This window comes from Exiguobacterium sp. s6 (assembly GCF_018618155.1).
GTDB lineage: Bacteria > Bacillota > Bacilli > Exiguobacteriales > Exiguobacteriaceae > Exiguobacterium > Exiguobacterium mexicanum_A.
Genome location: NZ_JACSLN010000001.1, coordinates 569,760 through 586,301, shown reverse-complemented (window position 1 = coordinate 586,301; position 16,542 = coordinate 569,760). Strand labels below are relative to the sequence as shown.

Genomic DNA, 16,542 nt, shown 5'->3' with positions numbered 1-16,542 from the left:
GGCCTCCTTATTCAAAGACCGCTGGGACACGGACTTGACCGTTCTCCCAATCTGGCGCCATCCGTTCGACTTCCTCGCGTGGAAGTGAAGGACGAACCTCGTCTTTGCGTAGTACGTTTTTCAAATCTAGGGCATGGGTCGTCGGGATGACGCCCGTCGTATCGAGTTCATCGAGTTGCTCGGCGAACTCGAGGATTTTTGTCAATTGCTCCGTGAAGTGCGTCACTTCATCTTCTGTGATCGCAAGTCGGGCGAGTCCGGCGACGTGCCGAACTTCAGCTTCTGTGATTCGAGCCAAAGGTTCCACCTCCAACAGTTTTCAATACATCGTCCATTATCATACCACTTTTTTATAAGACAAAAAAGAAAATCCCATCTCGCCAATCTTGATGTCTTTTTTGAAAAGTTAGGGAATGTCCCTGTAATATTGACTCGTTTCCAAAAACGCCTATTCGGTCCGTCCCTCAATCTCATTATGCTTAGAAAGAAGCATTCTTTTTTTCGAGGAGGATCCCTATGTCAATCCGTAACAAACTGATCGTCGCCTTCACCGTCTTGCTCGTGTTGTTGCTCGGGGTGAGCGGCTACTCATTCTATGCGTTGAACGCGTCCAAGGCCGCCCAGCAAGATATGAACGTCTCGTGGGTGCCGGGGATGGACCAAATTCATCAAGTCGATAAACAGCTGCTTGAGATTCGCCAACAGATGATGCGTCACGCCTTGGTCGAAGACGAGGTGACCAAGCAAAATGTCGAAACGAACCTCGACACGGGCATCACGATTCTCGAGCAACAGATGAGCGGTTATGAGTCGACCATCATCACGAAAGCCGACCAGGAGCTGTTCAATCAAGCGACGGACCAATGGACGACATTTAAAACGAATATCGAGGAGCTCGTCCGCATTTCGAACACGGACGGTCAAGCCGCAGCCGATGCCTATATCCGGGACACGGCGACACCGGCCGCCGACGCCCTCTCGAACACGCTCGGTCTGCTCGTCAACTTGAACCGCGACGCGATTCGGTCTGACACGGAATCCGGTGCGGCGCTGTTCGAGCAAGTCCAGTTCACACTCATGGTCATCATGGCTGCGGCTGTCGTCTTTACAGTATTGATGATGGTATTCATCTTCCGCTCGATCTTCGAACCGCTCAACGAGTTCAAACTGAAGATGCGCGAACTCGCCACGAGTCAAGGCGATTTGACGACCGCCATCCCGGTGAAGCGACGCGACGAGTTCTCGGGACTCGCCCGCGACTTCAACCAATTCATCGCCAACCTCCGTCAATTGATCCTTCAAGTGAACGGTGTGTCACGCGGGGTGACCGAACAATCCGCTCACATGTACGACGAATTGAAAGCGCTTGATACGTACATGACGACGACCGCCGCGACGACAGAGGACTTGACAGCCGGCATGCAACAGACGGCCGCGAGTGCACAAGAGATGAACGCGTCGGCCTCCGACATGGAACGGACGCTCCACCATATCGTGACGATGGCCGCCGAGCGAAAAGCCGAGGCCGCACAAGTCGATGCCCGTGCCGTCGCCCTGCGTGACCATGCCGTCGAGGCGAAAGCGTCCGCACTCAGTGTCCTGTCATCGACACGTGTCAATTTAGAGAAAGCGATGCAGGACGCCAAAGCCGTCCGGGAAATCGCGACACTCACGAATGACATCCTCGACATCGCCGCCCAGACGAATCTCCTGTCCTTGAACGCCTCGATCGAAGCCGCTCGGGCCGGTGAAGCGGGACGCGGGTTCGCCGTCGTCGCCGATGAGATTCGAAAACTGGCGGAGACGAGCCGGACGACCGTCGAACGGATTCAAGCCATCTCGACGACCGTGCTCCACTCCGTCGACCATTTAAATGACACGTCGAGCGAGATGCTCGGTTTCCTCGATACGAACGTGTTGAAAGACTATGATCAGCTTGAGGAAGCGGCCGAGCATTACAGTGAGGACGCCGGCCGATTCGAGACGACCGCATCAGAATTCGCCGATGCCGCCGTCGAACTCGAACAGTTGACGTCGAACATGATCGGGGTCATCCAAGATGTCGCCGTCACGGTCAACAACGGGGCGCTCGGCACGCAAGAAATCGCCGAGAAAGTGACCATGTCCGTCGACCGCTTCAGCGAGTTGAACCGGGCCACCGAGATGTCCCAACAAAAAATGGATGAGTTGAACGAGTTGATCGGTCAATTCAAAGTATGAAAAAAAGGAAGCGTCCTCGCGTGAGGATGCTTCCTTTTGGTTAGGCGGCCGCTTGCCGCAACTCTTTTTTCCGTTCCAATTCGAAACGCTTCGTCTCGGCGACGACGACACCCGACAAGAACAAGAGACCAATCAAGTTCGGGATCGCCATCAGTCCGTTGAAGACGTCCGAGATGGCCCAAATCAGATTCAAGTTCGTCGTCATCGCACCGAGTCCGGCGACGAGGATATACATCATCCGATACGGAACGATCGCTTTCTCCCCGAGCAAGTAATAGACCGACCGTTCGCCGTAATAACACCAGCCGATGACCGTCGAGAAAGCGAAGAAGACGAGCGAGATCGTGACGATGAGTTCCCCAATCGGGCCGAGGAAGTAAGCGAATGACGCTTGCGTCAACTCGATACCTTGGAGCCCGCCCGTATATTGACCGCTCATGACGATCGTCAATCCGGTGATCGAACAGACGATGAGCGTATCGATCAATACTTGCGTCATCGAGACGAGCGCTTGCCGTCCCGGGAAATCGGTCTTCGCGGCAGCAGCTGCGATCGGCGCCGAACCGAGACCCGCCTCGTTCGAGAACACGCCTCGGGCAACTCCGTAACGGATGGCCGCACCGAGCGCCCCGCCGCCGATGGCCTCCGCACTGAACGTGCTCGAGAAGATGGTCGCGAACGCCGATGGGATCAACTCGTAATTGGTGACGAGAATGACGAGACCGCCTCCGACGTATGCGAAGATCATGACCGGCACGAAAATGCCGACGACTTTCCCGATTGATTTGACGCCGCCGAGAATGACGAACGCCGTCAAGACCATCATGCCGATTCCCGTCGCGATCATCGGTACCCCGAACGACGTGTTCAAGGCAAGACTGATCGAGTTCGTCTGGACACCGTTGCCGATTCCGAACGCAGCGATTGACGCGAACAAGGCGAACGTCATTCCGAGCCACCGTTTTTTCAACCCGTGCTCCAAATAGTACATCGGTCCACCGGCGATTTCTCCCCGCTCATCGACGACACGATATTTGACGGCAAGGATCGCTTCGGCGTATTTTGTCGCCATCCCGATAAAACCGGAGAGCCACATCCAGACGATGGCCCCCGGACCCCCGAGGACGACCGCCGTCGCGACACCGACCATGTTGCCGGTCCCGACCGTGGCCGCGAGCGCCGTCATGAGTGCTTGGAAATGTGAGATATCCCCGCGCTGCCGCTTCTGTTTCGCGACCTCTGCGTCCGTCTGCTGTTTCGGGATGAACGCTTCTTTCAAACCGACACCGAGACGTGTCACTTGGATAAATCCGAGCCGGAACGTCAAGTAAATCCCTGTCCCGATCAATAGAATCAACAAATGTGGTCCCCAGACGAGATTCGATAGACTCGTCAAGACCGCTTCAAATTGCTCCATGCTAGTTATGCCCCCTATGTATTTCTTGAATTCACTGTTCCTTCATATTTTTCAGAACATTCTCAACTTCGTCAAGTTGACGGGGCATGAAACCGAGACGTTGCCGTGTAATATTTTTGTAATATACCTCTCTGACGCTTTGAATGACCTTGATTCCAAATTTAGTATTTGAAATAAATTTGTAATGAGAAACCCTAACAAAAACGGCCTCCCCTCAAGGAAGCCGTCGCCATTTATGATGTGAGCGACGTGACGACTTCGTCGACGTGCCCATTCACTTTCACACTGCGCCATTCCTGTTCGATATAACCGTCCTCATTGATGAGGAACGTCGAGCGGACGATGCCGTAGTACTCTTTCCCGTAGTTCTTCTTCAACTGCCAGACGCCATATAACTCCGACACCTCATGCGTGTCGTCGACGAGCAAATCGAACGGAAGCTCGTGTTTGGCGATGAAGTTTTGGTGCTTCTTCTGGCTATCGGCCGAGATGCCGAGGACGACGGCCCCGTTCAATCTCGGTGTCGCGTCACGGAAATCACACGCCTCGGTCGTGCAACCCGGCGTCGCGTCCTTCGGGTAGAAGTAAAGGACGACTTTCTGACCACGATAGTCCTCGAGCGAGATCATGTCCCCGTTTTGGTTCGGTAATGTGAATGTCGGTGCTAACATGTTGTTTCCTCCTTATCCGAACGACGGGTCGACGAGGTTCTCGTCATAACCGTCAATCGCTTGTTCTAATTTTTGTTTGAGTGGTTCGAGCACTTCGAGATACTCGACCGGGTCTTCTGTCTCGGCCGCTTTTTGGAGCTCCGCCTCATTGTCGGTATACCACGTCCGGTACGCCTCGAAATAGTCGGTCATCGTGTCTTGATTCTCTGGTACGGTGAGTGTCTCGGACATGAGCAAGAAGACGTTATTGTCGGCTTCGAGCGCCATATAGTCGGTTTGGGCGTTCACTCGGTCGTAAATCGGACCGGCCTCATCTTCCGGCACGTCGGCGAGACGGGCGTTCGCTTCCGGATTCACCCCGTACTCGTTCGCTTCGATGCCCGTCAGCATGACTCCGACTTCTCCGATCACGTCCGCCGGGAGCAAGGCCGGTGTGACGACGAGCTTCCACTCATCCTCTTCTTTGATGGCGACTTTCGAGAGCCGGTTCGGCAGTTCATTGCCGTCCGCGTCTTCCATCTCGTGGACGATGAAGGCGACGTCCCCGTCCTCGTTCACCCAGCTCTCGTACATATCGCCTGGTGTGAGCTCGCGCGTCTTCGCGCCCGTCGCCGGGATGGCGGTCAACTCGCCCGCATAATCGATTGCTTTAAGCGCGGCCGCATCCCCGTCTTCGAGTGCTTGTTGATACGACGCATACACCGTTTCAACCGCTTCCGGGAGCGGCGCTTTCGTCTCTTCGGCCGTCTCCTCGACCGGCGCCTCTTCTCCCGTGCCGCACCCCGCAAGCAGGCCGGTGAGGGCAAGCGGCAATATCCACTGTTTCATCGAATCATTCCCTTCACAAGACGTCCTGTACCCCCATCCTACCACGACTCGATTTCGAGCGAAAACGACAAGCTTTTCTGGAAAATTGTTTCACTAGGATTTCACCAAGATTTTCGATACAATACAGACGTAAGCGCTTAACTGCTTGATCACTTTTTAAGGGGGAACGAGAATGATTCCATACAAACATGAACCATTCACAGACTTTACAAACAAAGAGAACGCCGCAGCCATCCAAGCGGCAATCGAGAAAGTGAACGGTGAGCTCGGGAAAGACTATCCGCTCGTAATCGGTGGGGAAAAAGTTACGACGGAAAGCAAAATCACGTCTTACAACCCAGCTAACAAAGAAGAAGTCATCGGACACGTCTCGAAAGCGAACCAAGAGCTCGCGGAGCGTGCGATGCAAGAAGCGCTCACTGCGTTCGACTCATGGCGTCACGTCGACCCGGCCGTCCGTGCCGACGTCTTGTTCAAAGCGGCGAACATCGTCCGCAAACGCAAGCACGAGTTCTCGGCCTACCTCGTCAAAGAGGCAGGCAAGCCGTGGAACGAAGCAGACGCGGATACAGCGGAAGCGATCGACTTCATGGAGTACTACGCACGTCAAATGCTCGAACTCAAACCAGGTAAAAAAGTCGAGAGCCGTCCGGGCGAATACAACCGCTATGACTACATCCCACTCGGGGTCGGGATCGTCATCAGCCCTTGGAACTTCCCGTTCGCGATCATGGCAGGGACGGCCGTCGCGGCCATCGTCGCCGGTAACACGATCCTCTTGAAACCAGCTTCGACGACACCGATCGTCGCTGCGAAATTCGTCGAGGTCATGGAAGAAGCAGGCTTGCCGAAAGGTGTCCTCAACTTCATCCCGGGACCAGGCGCTGAAGTCGGTGACTACCTCGTCGACCATCCGAAGACACGCTTCATCAGCTTCACAGGTTCACGTGACGTGGGCTTGCGCATCAACGAGCGCGCCTCGAAATTGAACGACGGCCAAATCTGGCTCAAACGTGTCATCGCTGAGATGGGCGGAAAAGACACGATCGTCGTCGACGAATCAGCGGACCTCGAACTCGCGGCCCAATCGATCGTCAAATCGGCATTCGGTTTCTCAGGTCAAAAATGTTCGGCTTGTTCACGTGCCGTCATCGTCGACAGCGTGTATGACACGGTGCTCGATCGCGTCGTCGAATTGACGAACGAACTCTCGGTCGGCAACACGGAGCAGAACGAACACTTCATGGGACCGGTCATCGATGCGGCCGCGTTCAAGAAGATCACGTCATACTTCGACGTCGCCAAAGAAGAAGGCAAGATCGTCGCCGGCGGAAAAGCGGACGACTCGACAGGCTACTTCGTCGAGCCGACGGTCGTCGCCGACGTCGCACCGAAAGCACGTCTCATGCAAGAAGAGATCTTTGGACCGATCGTCGCCTTCACGAAAGCGAAAGACTTCAAAGAAGCGATCGACATCGCCAACAACACGGAATACGGCTTGACGGGTGCCGTCCTCACGCGTGACCGCTCAAACCAAGAGTACGCGCGTCAGAACTTCCACGTCGGCAACTTGTATTTCAACCGTGGCTGCACAGGCGCCATCGTCGGCTATCAGCCGTTCGGCGGGTTCAACATGTCAGGCACAGACTCAAAAGCAGGCGGACCGGATTATATCCAACTCCACATGCAAGCAAAAACGACGTCTGAGACGTTTTAATCCAAAAGCCCGGCTCATTTGAGCCGGGCTGTTCACTACATAAAGGAGCGCCGACGCAACCGTCAGCGCTCCTTTTGTCATGCCCTCATCCGAGTGCTACATCTAAAATCATCATGATCGTGAAGCCGAGCATCAATGCCATCGATGCCATATCTTTATGCCCGTTCTCTTGCGACCCAGGGATGACCTCTTCGACGACGACGAAAATCATCGCCCCGGCGGCAAAGCTGAGCGCGAACGGCAACAGCGGCTCCATGACGAGCACGGCCCAGACACCGACCAAGGCAGCCGCCGGTTCGACCATGCCCGATAACTGACCGTAGAAAAAACTTCGGCGCCGGGAGAGCCCGTCTCGTCTGAGCGGGAGCGACACGGCGGCACCTTCCGGAAAGTTTTGAATGCCGATCCCGATGGCCAAGGCGATGGCACCCGTCAGCGAAGCGGACGGGAAATCGGCCGCGACCGCCCCGAAGGCGACGCCGACGGCCAGTCCTTCCGGAATGTTGTGCAGCGTGATCGCCAAGACGAGCAACGTGCTCCGCTTTCGTTTTTGCGGGCGGATACCTTCCGCGTCCTCAATCGGAGATGTCGGATGCACGTGCGGGATCAGTTTATCGACGACCGCCAAAAACAGACCGCCCGCTAAAAAGCCGACGGTGGCCGGCAACCAAGCCGGCATCGCGTCTTGCTCCGCCATCTCGATGGCTGGCGCAAGGAGTGACCAAAAACTAGCGGCGATCATGACCCCGCCGGCAAACCCGAGCATACTGTCCATCAACCGCGCGTTGATCGACTTCGTCATAAAGACGATGGCCGCCCCAAGCGCGGTCATGCCCCACGTGAACATCGTCCCGAGCAGTGCCTGCATGGCCGGGCTCAGTTGAGCCACCCATTCCCACATCACCGTCGCCCCCTTTTCACCTTATTCTTTTCCCGGGACACACGCGTTGCTAACGACAAAAAAGAGGAGAGCCGGTTCGCTCTCCTCCATACTATTAAAACGCGCGCATCAAGTTCGCCATCTCGATGGCCGCCGTTGCCGCTTCCCAGCCTTTGTTCCCGGCTTTCGTGCCGGCGCGCTCGATGGCCTGCTCGATCGTCTCGGTCGTCAAGACGCCGAAGATGACCGGTACTTCTGACTGATAACTCGCTTGGGCGACACCTTTCGCCGCTTCGCTGCAGACGTAGTCGAAGTGCGGCGTCGCCCCGCGGATGACGGCCCCGAGTGTGATGACGGCGTCATACTTCTTGCTCATCGCCATCTTTTTGGCGACGAGGGGGAGCTCGAACGCGCCCGGGACGAATGCGATCTCGACGTCGTCTTGTTCGACGCCGTGGCGCTTGAGCGCATCTTTCGCCCCGTCCAGCAAGCGCATCGTGATGAGATCATTGAACCGTCCGACGACGATTCCGACTTTCAAGCCTTTTCCGACCAAGTTTCCTTCAAATGTATGCATCATGATTCTTCTCCTCCAAAATGGTTCATTTTTTGTTGTTTCGTCATTCGATATTTCTCGTTCGCCGCATGGGCGCCGACGATAATCGGGACACGTTCGATGACCGTGATCCCGCACGCTTCCAAGGCATCGACTTTTTCCGGGTTGTTCGTCATGAGCCGGACGTTCGTGATCCCGAGGTCACGAAGCATCGCCGCGCTGACCCGGTAATCGCGTAAATCGGCGTGCAGACCGAGCGCGACGTTCGCCTCGACCGTATCTAGCCCTTGTTCTTGTAGTTCGTACGCCTTCAACTTGTTGAGCAGACCGATGCCGCGCCCTTCTTGTCGCATATACAAGATGACACCACCTTCGGCTTCCACTTTCGCCATCGCTGTGTCGAGTTGTGGCCCGCAATCGCAACGATAGGAGCCGAACACGTCGCCGGTCAGACACTCGGAATGGATGCGGACGAGCGGTGCGTGTTCGAGCTCACCTTTCAGGAGTGCGACGTGTTCTTCCCGGTCGAGGACGTTCCGATAGCCGATTAATCGGAAGTCCCCTTTCACCGAGGGGAGCGAGACGTCCGCCTCTCGACTGACGAGGTCCGTCTCCATATAGCGGACGAGCGCCTCGATCGTGATGAACTTTAAACCATGCGCTTCTGCGACGCGTTCAAGGTCCGGCACCCGGGCCATCTCGCCGTCCGGGCGGATGATTTCACAGATGACGGCGACCGGTTCACTTCCGGCGAGGCGCGCCAAGTCGACCGACGCTTCTGTATGTCCGCGTCGTACCGAGACGCCGCCTTTTTTGGCGATGAGCGGGAAGATATGTCCCGGACGTTGAAAATCAGCCGGACGGGCGTTGATGTTCGCGAGTTCGCGCACCGTATGGGCCCGTTCGCTCGCCGAGATGCCCGTCGTCGAATCGACGTGGTCGACGCTGACCGTGAACGCCGTCCCGTGTGGATCGGTGCTGTTTGCGACCATCGGCTGCAAGTCGAGCAGGACGGCCACTTCTTCAGCCAGGGAGGCGCAGACGAGCCCTTTCCCTTCCGTGATGAGGAAGTTCATCGTCTCTGCGGACATTTTGTCCGCGAGGACGACGAAGTCTCCTTCGTTCTCACGGTCCTCATCGTCGACGACGATAATCGGTCGTCCCATCTTCAAATCTTCGACTGCTTCTTCAATCGTGTGGAACATTACCATCCCGCCTTTCCATACCCTTGCGACGCCAGTGATTCAAGCGTCATCGGTTTTTGATTTACGAGTTTTTCCATATATTTAGCCAACATGTCACATTCCAAATTGACCGCGTCTCCTGCCTGTTTCATCCCGAGCACCGTCTCGCTGTACGTATGTGGGATGAGTGACAACGTGAATCCGCGTTCGGTGACATCAAACACCGTCAAGCTCGTCCCGTCGACCGAGATCGAACCTTTCGGGACGATATAGCGGAGGAGCGACGGCTCACAGCTGATGTCGACATAGACGGCGTTCGCGAGCGACCGTTTTTTGACGATACGCCCGACCCCGTCGACGTGACCCGAGACGAAATGGCCGCCGAAGCGTCCGTTCGCGGGCATGGCCCGCTCCAAGTTGACGCTCGTACCGGGGCGGACCCCGTCGAGACTCGACGCCTTGAGCGTCTCCGGCATGACGTCGACCGAGAAACTATCACGGTCGAACGTCGTCACCGTGAGACAGATGCCGTTGACAGAGATGCTGTCACCGAGCTTCACATCCTCGAGGACGATCTTTCCGCTCAGCGTGAGCCGGAGAGACGGACCGTTCCGCTTTACTGCCTTGACACTACCAATCTCTTCAACGATTCCCGTGAACATTGGACTCCTCCTTTCGCATGATCAGTTTGATGTCGGTGCCGAGCGTCTCCACCGATTGAACCTCATACCGTTCGACCGCATCGAGCGGCCCATCATGATGCGAGCGGTAGAAACCGCCCTTGCCGCCGAATACGCGTGGCGACTGGTACATGACCCACTCGTCGACGAACTGTCCGTCCAAGAGTGAAGTGACGAGCGTCGGTCCCGCTTCAACGAGCAGGCGGCCGATGCCGCGTGCGTAGACGTCTTGTAGGACAGCTTCGAGCGATGTGTAGTCGGCGATTTCGACGCCATTCGCTGCCAGCGCGTCACGTTTCGCTCGGTCGTCCGACGTCGTGTACAGAAGCACCGGATTGTCGTTCGCCGTCCGCACGAGCTGGCTCGATAGCGGCGTACGCAACTCACGGTCGAGCACGATGCGGAGCGGCTGTGTCGTCTCGCGGTCGAGCCTGACAGTCAGGGCCGGATCATCGGCGAGCACGGTGCCGACACCGGTCAAGATGGCATCGACCGTCGCACGCAGTTCATGGACGTCCTGTCTCGCTTCCGTCCCGGTCACCCATTTGCTGTCACCGTGATCAAGCGCGACTTTGCCGTCGAGGCTCGTCGCCGTCTTCAAGATGACGTACGGTCGTCTCGTCTCGAGCGACCGCAAGAACGCCGTATTGAGCGCTCGCGCCTCGCTTTCGAGCAACCCGACCTCGACGTCAATCCCGGCCGCTTTCAACCGGGCGATGCCGCGCCCTGAGACGAGCGGATTCGGGTCTTCCATCGAGATGACGGCACGCTTGATGCCAGACTCGACGAGCAGGTCGGCACACGGCGGCGTCTTGCCGTAATGCGAGCACGGTTCGAGCGTGACGTACATCGTCGCACCGTAGGCGGCAGCGCCGGCCATGCGGATGGCGTGCACCTCGGCGTGCGCTTCCCCTGCCTTCAAGTGAGCGCCGAACCCGACGACCCGGCCGTCCTTGACGACGACGGCGCCGACGCGCGGGTTGATGCCGGTCGATGAGGCGGACTTGGCCAATTGGATAGCTTGTTGCATGTACTGATTCATAATCTCCCTCCTTATTTCGCACAAACAAAAAGACCTCAAGGAATGATCCTCAAGGTCTCGGTGGGAGGTGTCGGTCGTCATTTGGGCAAGCCAAATAAGCGTTTTCTTTACAGAAAAACGTACGACGAACTACAGGTCGCGTGGACCTGTTCTGTTTCCTTCTCCCATCCAGACTATACTGTCGGCTCTAGAATCGCACTAGATCCACCGTTCGCACAAGTGCGCCCGGGTCACGGACTTAAGGCTCGCGCCTATCACCGCCGGTTGGGACTTTCACCCGACCCCGAAGGAATATTTGTTTGTACGCTTCCACTTTAGCGCAAAAATAAATCGATGGCAAAACGAAATGCGCAAAAAGGCGCCGCTCGTTTGAGCAGCGCCTTCACAATCATGCCAAGAATAGGACGACGAGAAGACCGACGATCCAGCAATAGAACGAGAAATATTTGAGCTCGCCTTTCGCCATGATGTGTTGGAACCATTTGAGCGAGATGGCCGTGAGCGCATACGAGGCGATGAACGCCAAGATGAGCGGTCCAAACAGTTCACGCGTTTCCGGATTCGTGAACAGCGCCGGTCCATCTAAAATCATCGTCCCGAGACTGACCGGGATGAATAAGAAGAACGAGAAGCGGAGGGCCGACTCTTGCTTGATGCCGAGGAGCATCGCCATGACGATTGTGGCGCCGGAGCGGCTGATCCCTGGAATGAGTGCGACCGCTTGAGCAAGTCCAATCAAAATCGCGTCGCGGAGCGTGATGCCGCCGTCGCCTTTGTTCCCGCGCATGTTGCGGATGAACCAGAGCGCAAGCCCGGTCAAGATGAGCGTGTAACCGACCGTGGCGACTCCACCGAGCGTCTCCCCGATCCAATCACCGAACAAGACACCGAGCAAACCAGCCGGGACGGTCGCGACGAGCAAGAGCCCGATGAACTTAACATCAATCATCGTCTCGTCGCTGCGATCTTTCTTAAATAAGAACGTCCACAGACTGACGACGAGACGGACGACGTCTTTCCGATAAATCGTCAAGACGGCGAGCAGCGAGGCAAAGTTCACGAATATCTCGAACGAGAGTCCCGGCAGTTCGATATCGAACAGCTCTTGGAAGATGACCAAGTGACCGCTTGACGAAATCGGGATCGGCTCCGTGAAGCCTTGAATCAAACCGAGCAGTAAGTAGAACAACCATATTGTCATATCGTAATATCCTCTTTTCTTTTTTACATCAATTCCATTATTTTAGCAGACCGTCTGTTTCACTGACCAGCCTTTCAAAAAAAATTCGTTATTTTCAAAACTTTCATTGATTAGTCTGAAAATTAAATTTATTATAGAAGAGTACTCAACTGGTGCAACGGTGATGACCCCATTGGCCAGTTGGGTACTTTTTCGTACAGAATATGACATTTACGCCATCATAAAACTTTTTGTTTACAATTGAACCCATTTAATATTAAATTTGTAATAGAACTGTTACCATTTTTTCAAAGTGTAACCAGGGCTTTAGACCTATCGGTTCATAAAATCGGTTTAAAAAAAACTTGAAGAATGCACTTATAAATTGTAAAAACTGGCCGATAGTATGATTGTAGAAGCAACTTCGTCATCTTTGTCGGTTCAGATATGAGTCCATGGAAGGAGGAACCATCATTGAGTCAAACGCTATCCACTAAATCCCACCACTTGTCCACCGAGCAACAGAGGATGATTCACTGTATCCGTCTACTCGGCGACTTGTTGAAGGAACGTCCACGTCGCTCTGTGTATCGTCGCTTCGCGATGGAACAAAGCTGGCCATCTCCCGAGTCGATTATCCGACAGTTCGGGTCATGGGCCGAGGCGCTCGCCATCGCCGGCTACGAATGGCATGGAGAGGCGACCGTCGACCTCCCAGATAAAATGCCGAAGTACACGCGCGAAGATATCATCGAGACGCTCGCCCTCTACTCGCGCGACATGGGATCGATCATCACGCTCAAAAAATATCAGGAATGGCGCAAGCTTCATCCTAAAGCACCGAGCCATTACCATATCGTCAAGACGTTCGGCTCGTGGCATGACGCCTGTGCCGAGGCCGGACTTGAAGCGAGTGTGACCTATTCCAAATCCGAGCTCTCGAACGCACTCCGTGAAGCGATTCACGAGATGGGCTTCTCTCTTTCCTTCGAGGCGTATCGCGAATGGGCAAAACGGAACAACAAACCATCCACGAAAGCCATCCTTCATCGTTACGGCTCGTGGTCGGCGGCGATTCACGCGGTCGAGTCAGAAATCTTCAATCAGAAATTATAATCTTTCATTCATAAGGAGGACGCCGGGTATCCGGTGTCCTCCTTTATTTTGTAGGTGTACCGTTGTCGCTCGTCCTTTCGGCGCCCACGCTTTCTGCAGGCAATCCAGGAGCCGCATCGCTTACGCTGCTGGGTCTCCGTCGGATTGCTGTCCTGCAAGAGTCGGGGCGCCGAGGGACGAGCGAATCGAATTCGATTTAACATTCGTTCAACGGCGCCTAGGCCGGTGCCCGAACTCCTAGGGGAGAGCGATGCAAGGATGACCCCGTAAAGCGCGGCACGCGCTGCGGAGGCATCCGCATCGCCCCAGGAACGGAGGGCATCGGCCCAAGCATCGTTCATGTTGATCAGACAAAAAAGGAGAACACCGATGAGCCGGTGTTCTCCTTCATCATTGAATCCGTTCCGTCGACGTGTCGCGATAATGGGCGACACGGTCACGGCCGTTGAATTTCGCACCGACGTACATGGCCCGGTCTGCGTGACGCAGCAACGTGTCGAGGTCCTCATACTCGTGAATCGTCTCGATGCCGATGCTCGCCGTCACCTGGACGCGAATTCCTTCCGAGCCGAACGGATGGTTGCGGAGCGCTTGGCGAATCTTCTCCCCCGTCACGATGGCAGCAGCCTCATCCATGCGTGGGAAGACGAAAACGAACTCTTCGCCGCCGTAACGCGTGACGAGATCCCCGCTTCGGATGAGACGCGTGAACAACGTCCCAGCCTCGATCAACACCTCATCGCCGAACGCGTGACCGTACGTGTCGTTGATCGCCTTAAAATGATCGAGGTCGACCAAGAACACCGACAACGGATACGATGCGACATCGTTCAACCGCTCTTTCGTCCACCGCTTGAGCGCCCGCTGGTTCGGGAGTCCCGTCATCGGATCGGTCAAACTTTCATGTTGGAGACGGTTCCGTTCGTCGATCCGTTCGAGCGACCAGGACAGTGTCTTCAACAGGCGATGGAGCTCGACGGCGATCGCCCCGTCGTAAGCCCCGTTCGCCGTCGTCGAGATCATACAGCTGACCGCGTTCGTCGTGCTCGACACCGGTTGGATGACGAGTGCCGAATGATGGAGCTCGGTTTGATGTGCCTGCAGGTCGGGATGCCACTCATGAAGCGAATCATACACAAAGTATGGTTCTTCCGCGTCGCGGTGCCGTTCGAGTGTGTAGGCGTCGGCGACGGGGGTGGACGTACGGCCGCTGATATCATAAAACGTCCGGTGCTCGTCCCGATTGACTTGGAGCCAGCCGCGCTCGAGCTCGACGACTTCCCGGAGCCCGTTCCAAAACTTCTCGATGAGCAGTTGCTCGTTGTCGACGCGGTACAGTTGCTCTTTCAACCGTTCGACTTGATCGATCTTCGACTGCGTCTCTTCGGTCTCCGTCGCTTTCGATAATCCCATCTTGAGGAGCGACAGGATGAGGAACGTCGCCATCAGCCCCGTGTATCCGAACAGTTGGAACGCCTCGATGGCGACCATCGTGAACAACAGCTCGAGCGAGATGACGAGCCAGTCAAAACGGAGCAAACGCCACATGATTGGGAGCGGGATCCGTTCCCCAATCAGGAACCGCGATAGCAGGAAACTGAAGCCGAGGACGAGGAACAAGACGGCAAAGAAGCCAATCAGCGCCGTACCTTGTTCGAGCAGATGAACGTTCGGTCCAATCTGTCCGCCGAGCCGCAAATAGACGAGCCCCGGCAAGACGAGGAGCATCGCCTCGATCAACGTATTGAGCGGATAGAAATGCAAAAAACGCCGACGTCCGACTTTGTTCGTGAACGTCCGGGCCTGAAACGTGAGTAAGAGGAGCTGTCCCATCAACAAGGCCGGCAACAGGCCGTACAAGAAGAACGTCATGAAGACGAACATCTCATGGAACGTAAAGTGAAGGTGCCGCCGCTTGAGCGGGTTCATGACGAACAGGGCGCCGAGCGTGAAGATGAACCAAAATAACGACCAATCAAACGTACCGATGCCGAGCCACATGTAGGCGAGGATTCCCATGAAGACGAGCGACCACGAGAACCAGCTTCTGATGAGGTACTTCCGAAATCGCATCGTCTCCCCCCTTTTCTTTATCATTCCTACATAGTATGAAGGGTTTTGGTGGAAGATTCCAGCCGTTGTTTGAAAGTTGTGACAATAAAAAAAGATCGCGACTCGCGTCACGATCCTGTCATCACTTTGCTTTTAAGAACGAAAAACCGATCGAGCCTGACCCCGTGTGGGCCCCAAGGAGCGGTGCGAGTGTGTCGACCCGAATTTTGGCTTTGTCGCCGAGCTCACGTTTCCACGACTCGGCCAGTTCTGGCACGTTCCCGTGGAAAATCGAGACGTCCGTGCATTCACCCGAATCGATGACTTGACGGAGCGCTTCGAACAACTGGGCTTGCGCCTTCTTATACGTCCGAACCGTTTGATACGGAACGATAAGACCGTCTTCGAAGCGAAGCACCGGCTTCAATTGCAACATATTCCCGATGAGCGCTTTCGACTTCGAGATACGGCCGCCTTTTTGCATTTGCGTCAAGTTTTGCAAAATCAATTCGATGTGGACGTCCTCGACTCGTTGTTTCATATACGCTTCGACATCCTCGAGCGTATCCCCACGCTCGACGCGTTCAATCAACTCTTCAAGCATGAGCCCCATCGTGTAGATGCCGGCCCGTGAGTCGATGGCGAGCAGTTTGAACTCGGCGATCTCTGCACCTTGAACCGATGCCGAATACGTCCCGCTCAAGTCCGACGACAAGTGGACGGCGATGCCCATATCATATTGATCTTTGATGCTCTCATACAAGGTGACGAAGTCGCCGATGGCCGGTTGGCTCGTCGAGACGCGTTCACCTGCGTCGATCCATTCGTACACAGTCTTGGCATCGACCTCGACCCCGTCTTTATACGGCTGGTCGCCTTTGACGACATAGAGCGGAACGATATGGATGTCCGGGTGGTGTTGAATCGAATCAGGAAGGACGACCGTGCTGTCCGTAATATAAGCAATTTTCATGTGTTAGCTCTCCTTCAATCTGAATT

General features: G+C 55.5%; 15 protein-coding genes and 1 riboswitch. Of the genes, 3 read left to right on the top strand and 12 right to left on the bottom strand.

Annotation, left to right across the window (positions count from 1 at the left end):
* Positions 1-7 precede the first annotated feature (7 nt).
* Positions 8-298, bottom strand: a complete 291-nt coding sequence (gene gatC, locus KNP75_RS03050; RefSeq protein ID WP_021066487.1) for an Asp-tRNA(Asn)/Glu-tRNA(Gln) amidotransferase subunit GatC — start codon at positions 296-298, stop codon at positions 8-10.
* Between the two features lie 218 nt (positions 299-516).
* On the opposite strand from gatC, the gene KNP75_RS03045 reads away from it, so the two are divergent.
* On the top strand, positions 517-2,220 hold the full coding sequence (locus KNP75_RS03045) for a methyl-accepting chemotaxis protein (protein ID WP_215189815.1): 1,704 nt from the start codon (positions 517-519) through the stop codon (positions 2,218-2,220).
* Between the two features lie 40 nt (positions 2,221-2,260).
* On the opposite strand, the gene KNP75_RS03040 is transcribed toward KNP75_RS03045, so the two are convergent.
* From KNP75_RS03040 to KNP75_RS03030, 3 genes are all read right to left on the bottom strand, one after another.
* The gene (locus KNP75_RS03040; protein WP_214753999.1) at positions 2,261-3,637 is read right to left on the bottom strand and encodes an alanine/glycine:cation symporter family protein; all 1,377 of its coding nucleotides are present in this window, start codon (positions 3,635-3,637) and stop codon (positions 2,261-2,263) included.
* 233 nt (positions 3,638-3,870) lie between these two features.
* Positions 3,871-4,308: a thioredoxin-dependent thiol peroxidase gene (bcp, locus tag KNP75_RS03035; protein WP_215189814.1), complete on the bottom strand. Its 438-nt coding sequence runs from the start codon at positions 4,306-4,308 to the stop codon at positions 3,871-3,873.
* Between the two features lie 12 nt (positions 4,309-4,320).
* Entirely contained in the window at positions 4,321-5,136 is an 816-nt protein-coding gene (locus tag KNP75_RS03030; RefSeq protein WP_215189813.1) for a nuclear transport factor 2 family protein, read from the bottom strand.
* Positions 5,137-5,308: 172 nt separating this feature from the next.
* On the opposite strand from KNP75_RS03030, the gene pruA reads away from it, so the two are divergent.
* Positions 5,309-6,853: an L-glutamate gamma-semialdehyde dehydrogenase gene (gene pruA, locus KNP75_RS03025; RefSeq protein WP_034778762.1), complete on the top strand. Its 1,545-nt coding sequence runs from the start codon at positions 5,309-5,311 to the stop codon at positions 6,851-6,853.
* Positions 6,854-6,938: 85 nt separating this feature from the next.
* Here the strand turns inward: pruA and KNP75_RS03020 are convergent, their stop codons facing one another.
* The 6 genes from KNP75_RS03020 to KNP75_RS02995 all read right to left on the bottom strand — a co-directional run bounded on the left by KNP75_RS03020 (position 6,939) and on the right by KNP75_RS02995 (position 12,396).
* Entirely contained in the window at positions 6,939-7,754 is an 816-nt protein-coding gene (locus tag KNP75_RS03020; RefSeq protein WP_214754002.1) for a ZIP family metal transporter, read from the bottom strand.
* 94 nt (positions 7,755-7,848) lie between these two features.
* Positions 7,849-8,313, bottom strand: coding sequence for a 6,7-dimethyl-8-ribityllumazine synthase (ribH, locus tag KNP75_RS03015; RefSeq protein ID WP_034778766.1), 465 nt, complete (start codon positions 8,311-8,313; stop codon positions 7,849-7,851).
* A complete protein-coding gene (gene ribA, locus KNP75_RS03010) occupies positions 8,310-9,494 on the bottom strand; it encodes a GTP cyclohydrolase II (RefSeq protein WP_215189812.1) in 1,185 nt (394 codons plus the stop codon). Before ribA ends, ribH begins: the two co-directional genes overlap by 4 nt.
* On the bottom strand, positions 9,494-10,135 hold the full coding sequence (gene ribE, locus KNP75_RS03005) for a riboflavin synthase (RefSeq protein ID WP_215189811.1): 642 nt from the start codon (positions 10,133-10,135) through the stop codon (positions 9,494-9,496). Before ribE ends, ribA begins: the two co-directional genes overlap by 1 nt.
* The gene (ribD, locus tag KNP75_RS03000; RefSeq protein WP_215189810.1) at positions 10,116-11,195 is read right to left on the bottom strand and encodes a bifunctional diaminohydroxyphosphoribosylaminopyrimidine deaminase/5-amino-6-(5-phosphoribosylamino)uracil reductase RibD; all 1,080 of its coding nucleotides are present in this window, start codon (positions 11,193-11,195) and stop codon (positions 10,116-10,118) included. Before ribD ends, ribE begins: the two co-directional genes overlap by 20 nt.
* Positions 11,196-11,347: 152 nt before the next feature.
* Positions 11,348-11,490: riboswitch (FMN riboswitch) on the bottom strand.
* A gap of 93 nt (positions 11,491-11,583) precedes the next feature.
* Complete coding sequence (locus KNP75_RS02995; protein ID WP_034778775.1) at positions 11,584-12,396, bottom strand: undecaprenyl-diphosphate phosphatase; 813 nt, start codon at positions 12,394-12,396, stop codon at positions 11,584-11,586.
* 453 nt (positions 12,397-12,849) lie between these two features.
* Between KNP75_RS02995 and KNP75_RS02990 the strand changes: the two genes are divergently transcribed.
* Entirely contained in the window at positions 12,850-13,491 is a 642-nt protein-coding gene (locus KNP75_RS02990; protein WP_233004553.1) for a homing endonuclease associated repeat-containing protein, read from the top strand.
* 390 nt (positions 13,492-13,881) lie between these two features.
* Here KNP75_RS02990 and KNP75_RS02985 read toward each other — a convergent pair whose 3' ends face one another.
* Together KNP75_RS02985 and KNP75_RS02980 are read right to left on the bottom strand one after the other, a co-directional pair.
* Positions 13,882-15,564 carry a GGDEF domain-containing protein gene (locus KNP75_RS02985; protein ID WP_215189809.1) on the bottom strand — a complete coding sequence of 561 codons (1,683 nt, stop codon included), beginning with the start codon at positions 15,562-15,564 and terminating at the stop codon, positions 13,882-13,884.
* A gap of 121 nt (positions 15,565-15,685) precedes the next feature.
* Positions 15,686-16,516 carry a DegV family protein gene (locus KNP75_RS02980; RefSeq protein ID WP_214754012.1) on the bottom strand — a complete coding sequence of 277 codons (831 nt, stop codon included), beginning with the start codon at positions 16,514-16,516 and terminating at the stop codon, positions 15,686-15,688.
* Positions 16,517-16,542: the final 26 nt, after the last annotated feature.

What these genes read in the sequence shown, in the direction of transcription:
- pruA (WP_034778762.1), top strand. Translation starts at nt 5,309, where the DNA reads ATGATTCCATACAAACATGAACCATTCACAGACTTTACAAACAAAGAG.
- KNP75_RS03045 (WP_215189815.1), top strand. Translation starts at nt 517, where the DNA reads ATGTCAATCCGTAACAAACTGATCGTCGCCTTCACCGTCTTGCTCGTG.
- KNP75_RS03030 (WP_215189813.1), bottom strand. Translation starts at nt 5,136, where the DNA reads ATGAAACAGTGGATATTGCCGCTTGCCCTCACCGGCCTGCTTGCGGGG.
- ribH (WP_034778766.1), bottom strand. Translation starts at nt 8,313, where the DNA reads ATGATGCATACATTTGAAGGAAACTTGGTCGGAAAAGGCTTGAAAGTC.
- bcp (WP_215189814.1), bottom strand. Translation starts at nt 4,308, where the DNA reads ATGTTAGCACCGACATTCACATTACCGAACCAAAACGGGGACATGATC.
- KNP75_RS02985 (WP_215189809.1), bottom strand. Translation starts at nt 15,564, where the DNA reads ATGCGATTTCGGAAGTACCTCATCAGAAGCTGGTTCTCGTGGTCGCTC.
- ribA (WP_215189812.1), bottom strand. Translation starts at nt 9,494, where the DNA reads ATGTTCCACACGATTGAAGAAGCAGTCGAAGATTTGAAGATGGGACGA.
- ribD (WP_215189810.1), bottom strand. Translation starts at nt 11,195, where the DNA reads ATGAATCAGTACATGCAACAAGCTATCCAATTGGCCAAGTCCGCCTCA.
- KNP75_RS03020 (WP_214754002.1), bottom strand. Translation starts at nt 7,754, where the DNA reads ATGTGGGAATGGGTGGCTCAACTGAGCCCGGCCATGCAGGCACTGCTC.
- ribE (WP_215189811.1), bottom strand. Translation starts at nt 10,135, where the DNA reads ATGTTCACGGGAATCGTTGAAGAGATTGGTAGTGTCAAGGCAGTAAAG.
- KNP75_RS03040 (WP_214753999.1), bottom strand. Translation starts at nt 3,637, where the DNA reads ATGGAGCAATTTGAAGCGGTCTTGACGAGTCTATCGAATCTCGTCTGG.
- KNP75_RS02995 (WP_034778775.1), bottom strand. Translation starts at nt 12,396, where the DNA reads ATGACAATATGGTTGTTCTACTTACTGCTCGGTTTGATTCAAGGCTTC.
- KNP75_RS02980 (WP_214754012.1), bottom strand. Translation starts at nt 16,516, where the DNA reads ATGAAAATTGCTTATATTACGGACAGCACGGTCGTCCTTCCTGATTCG.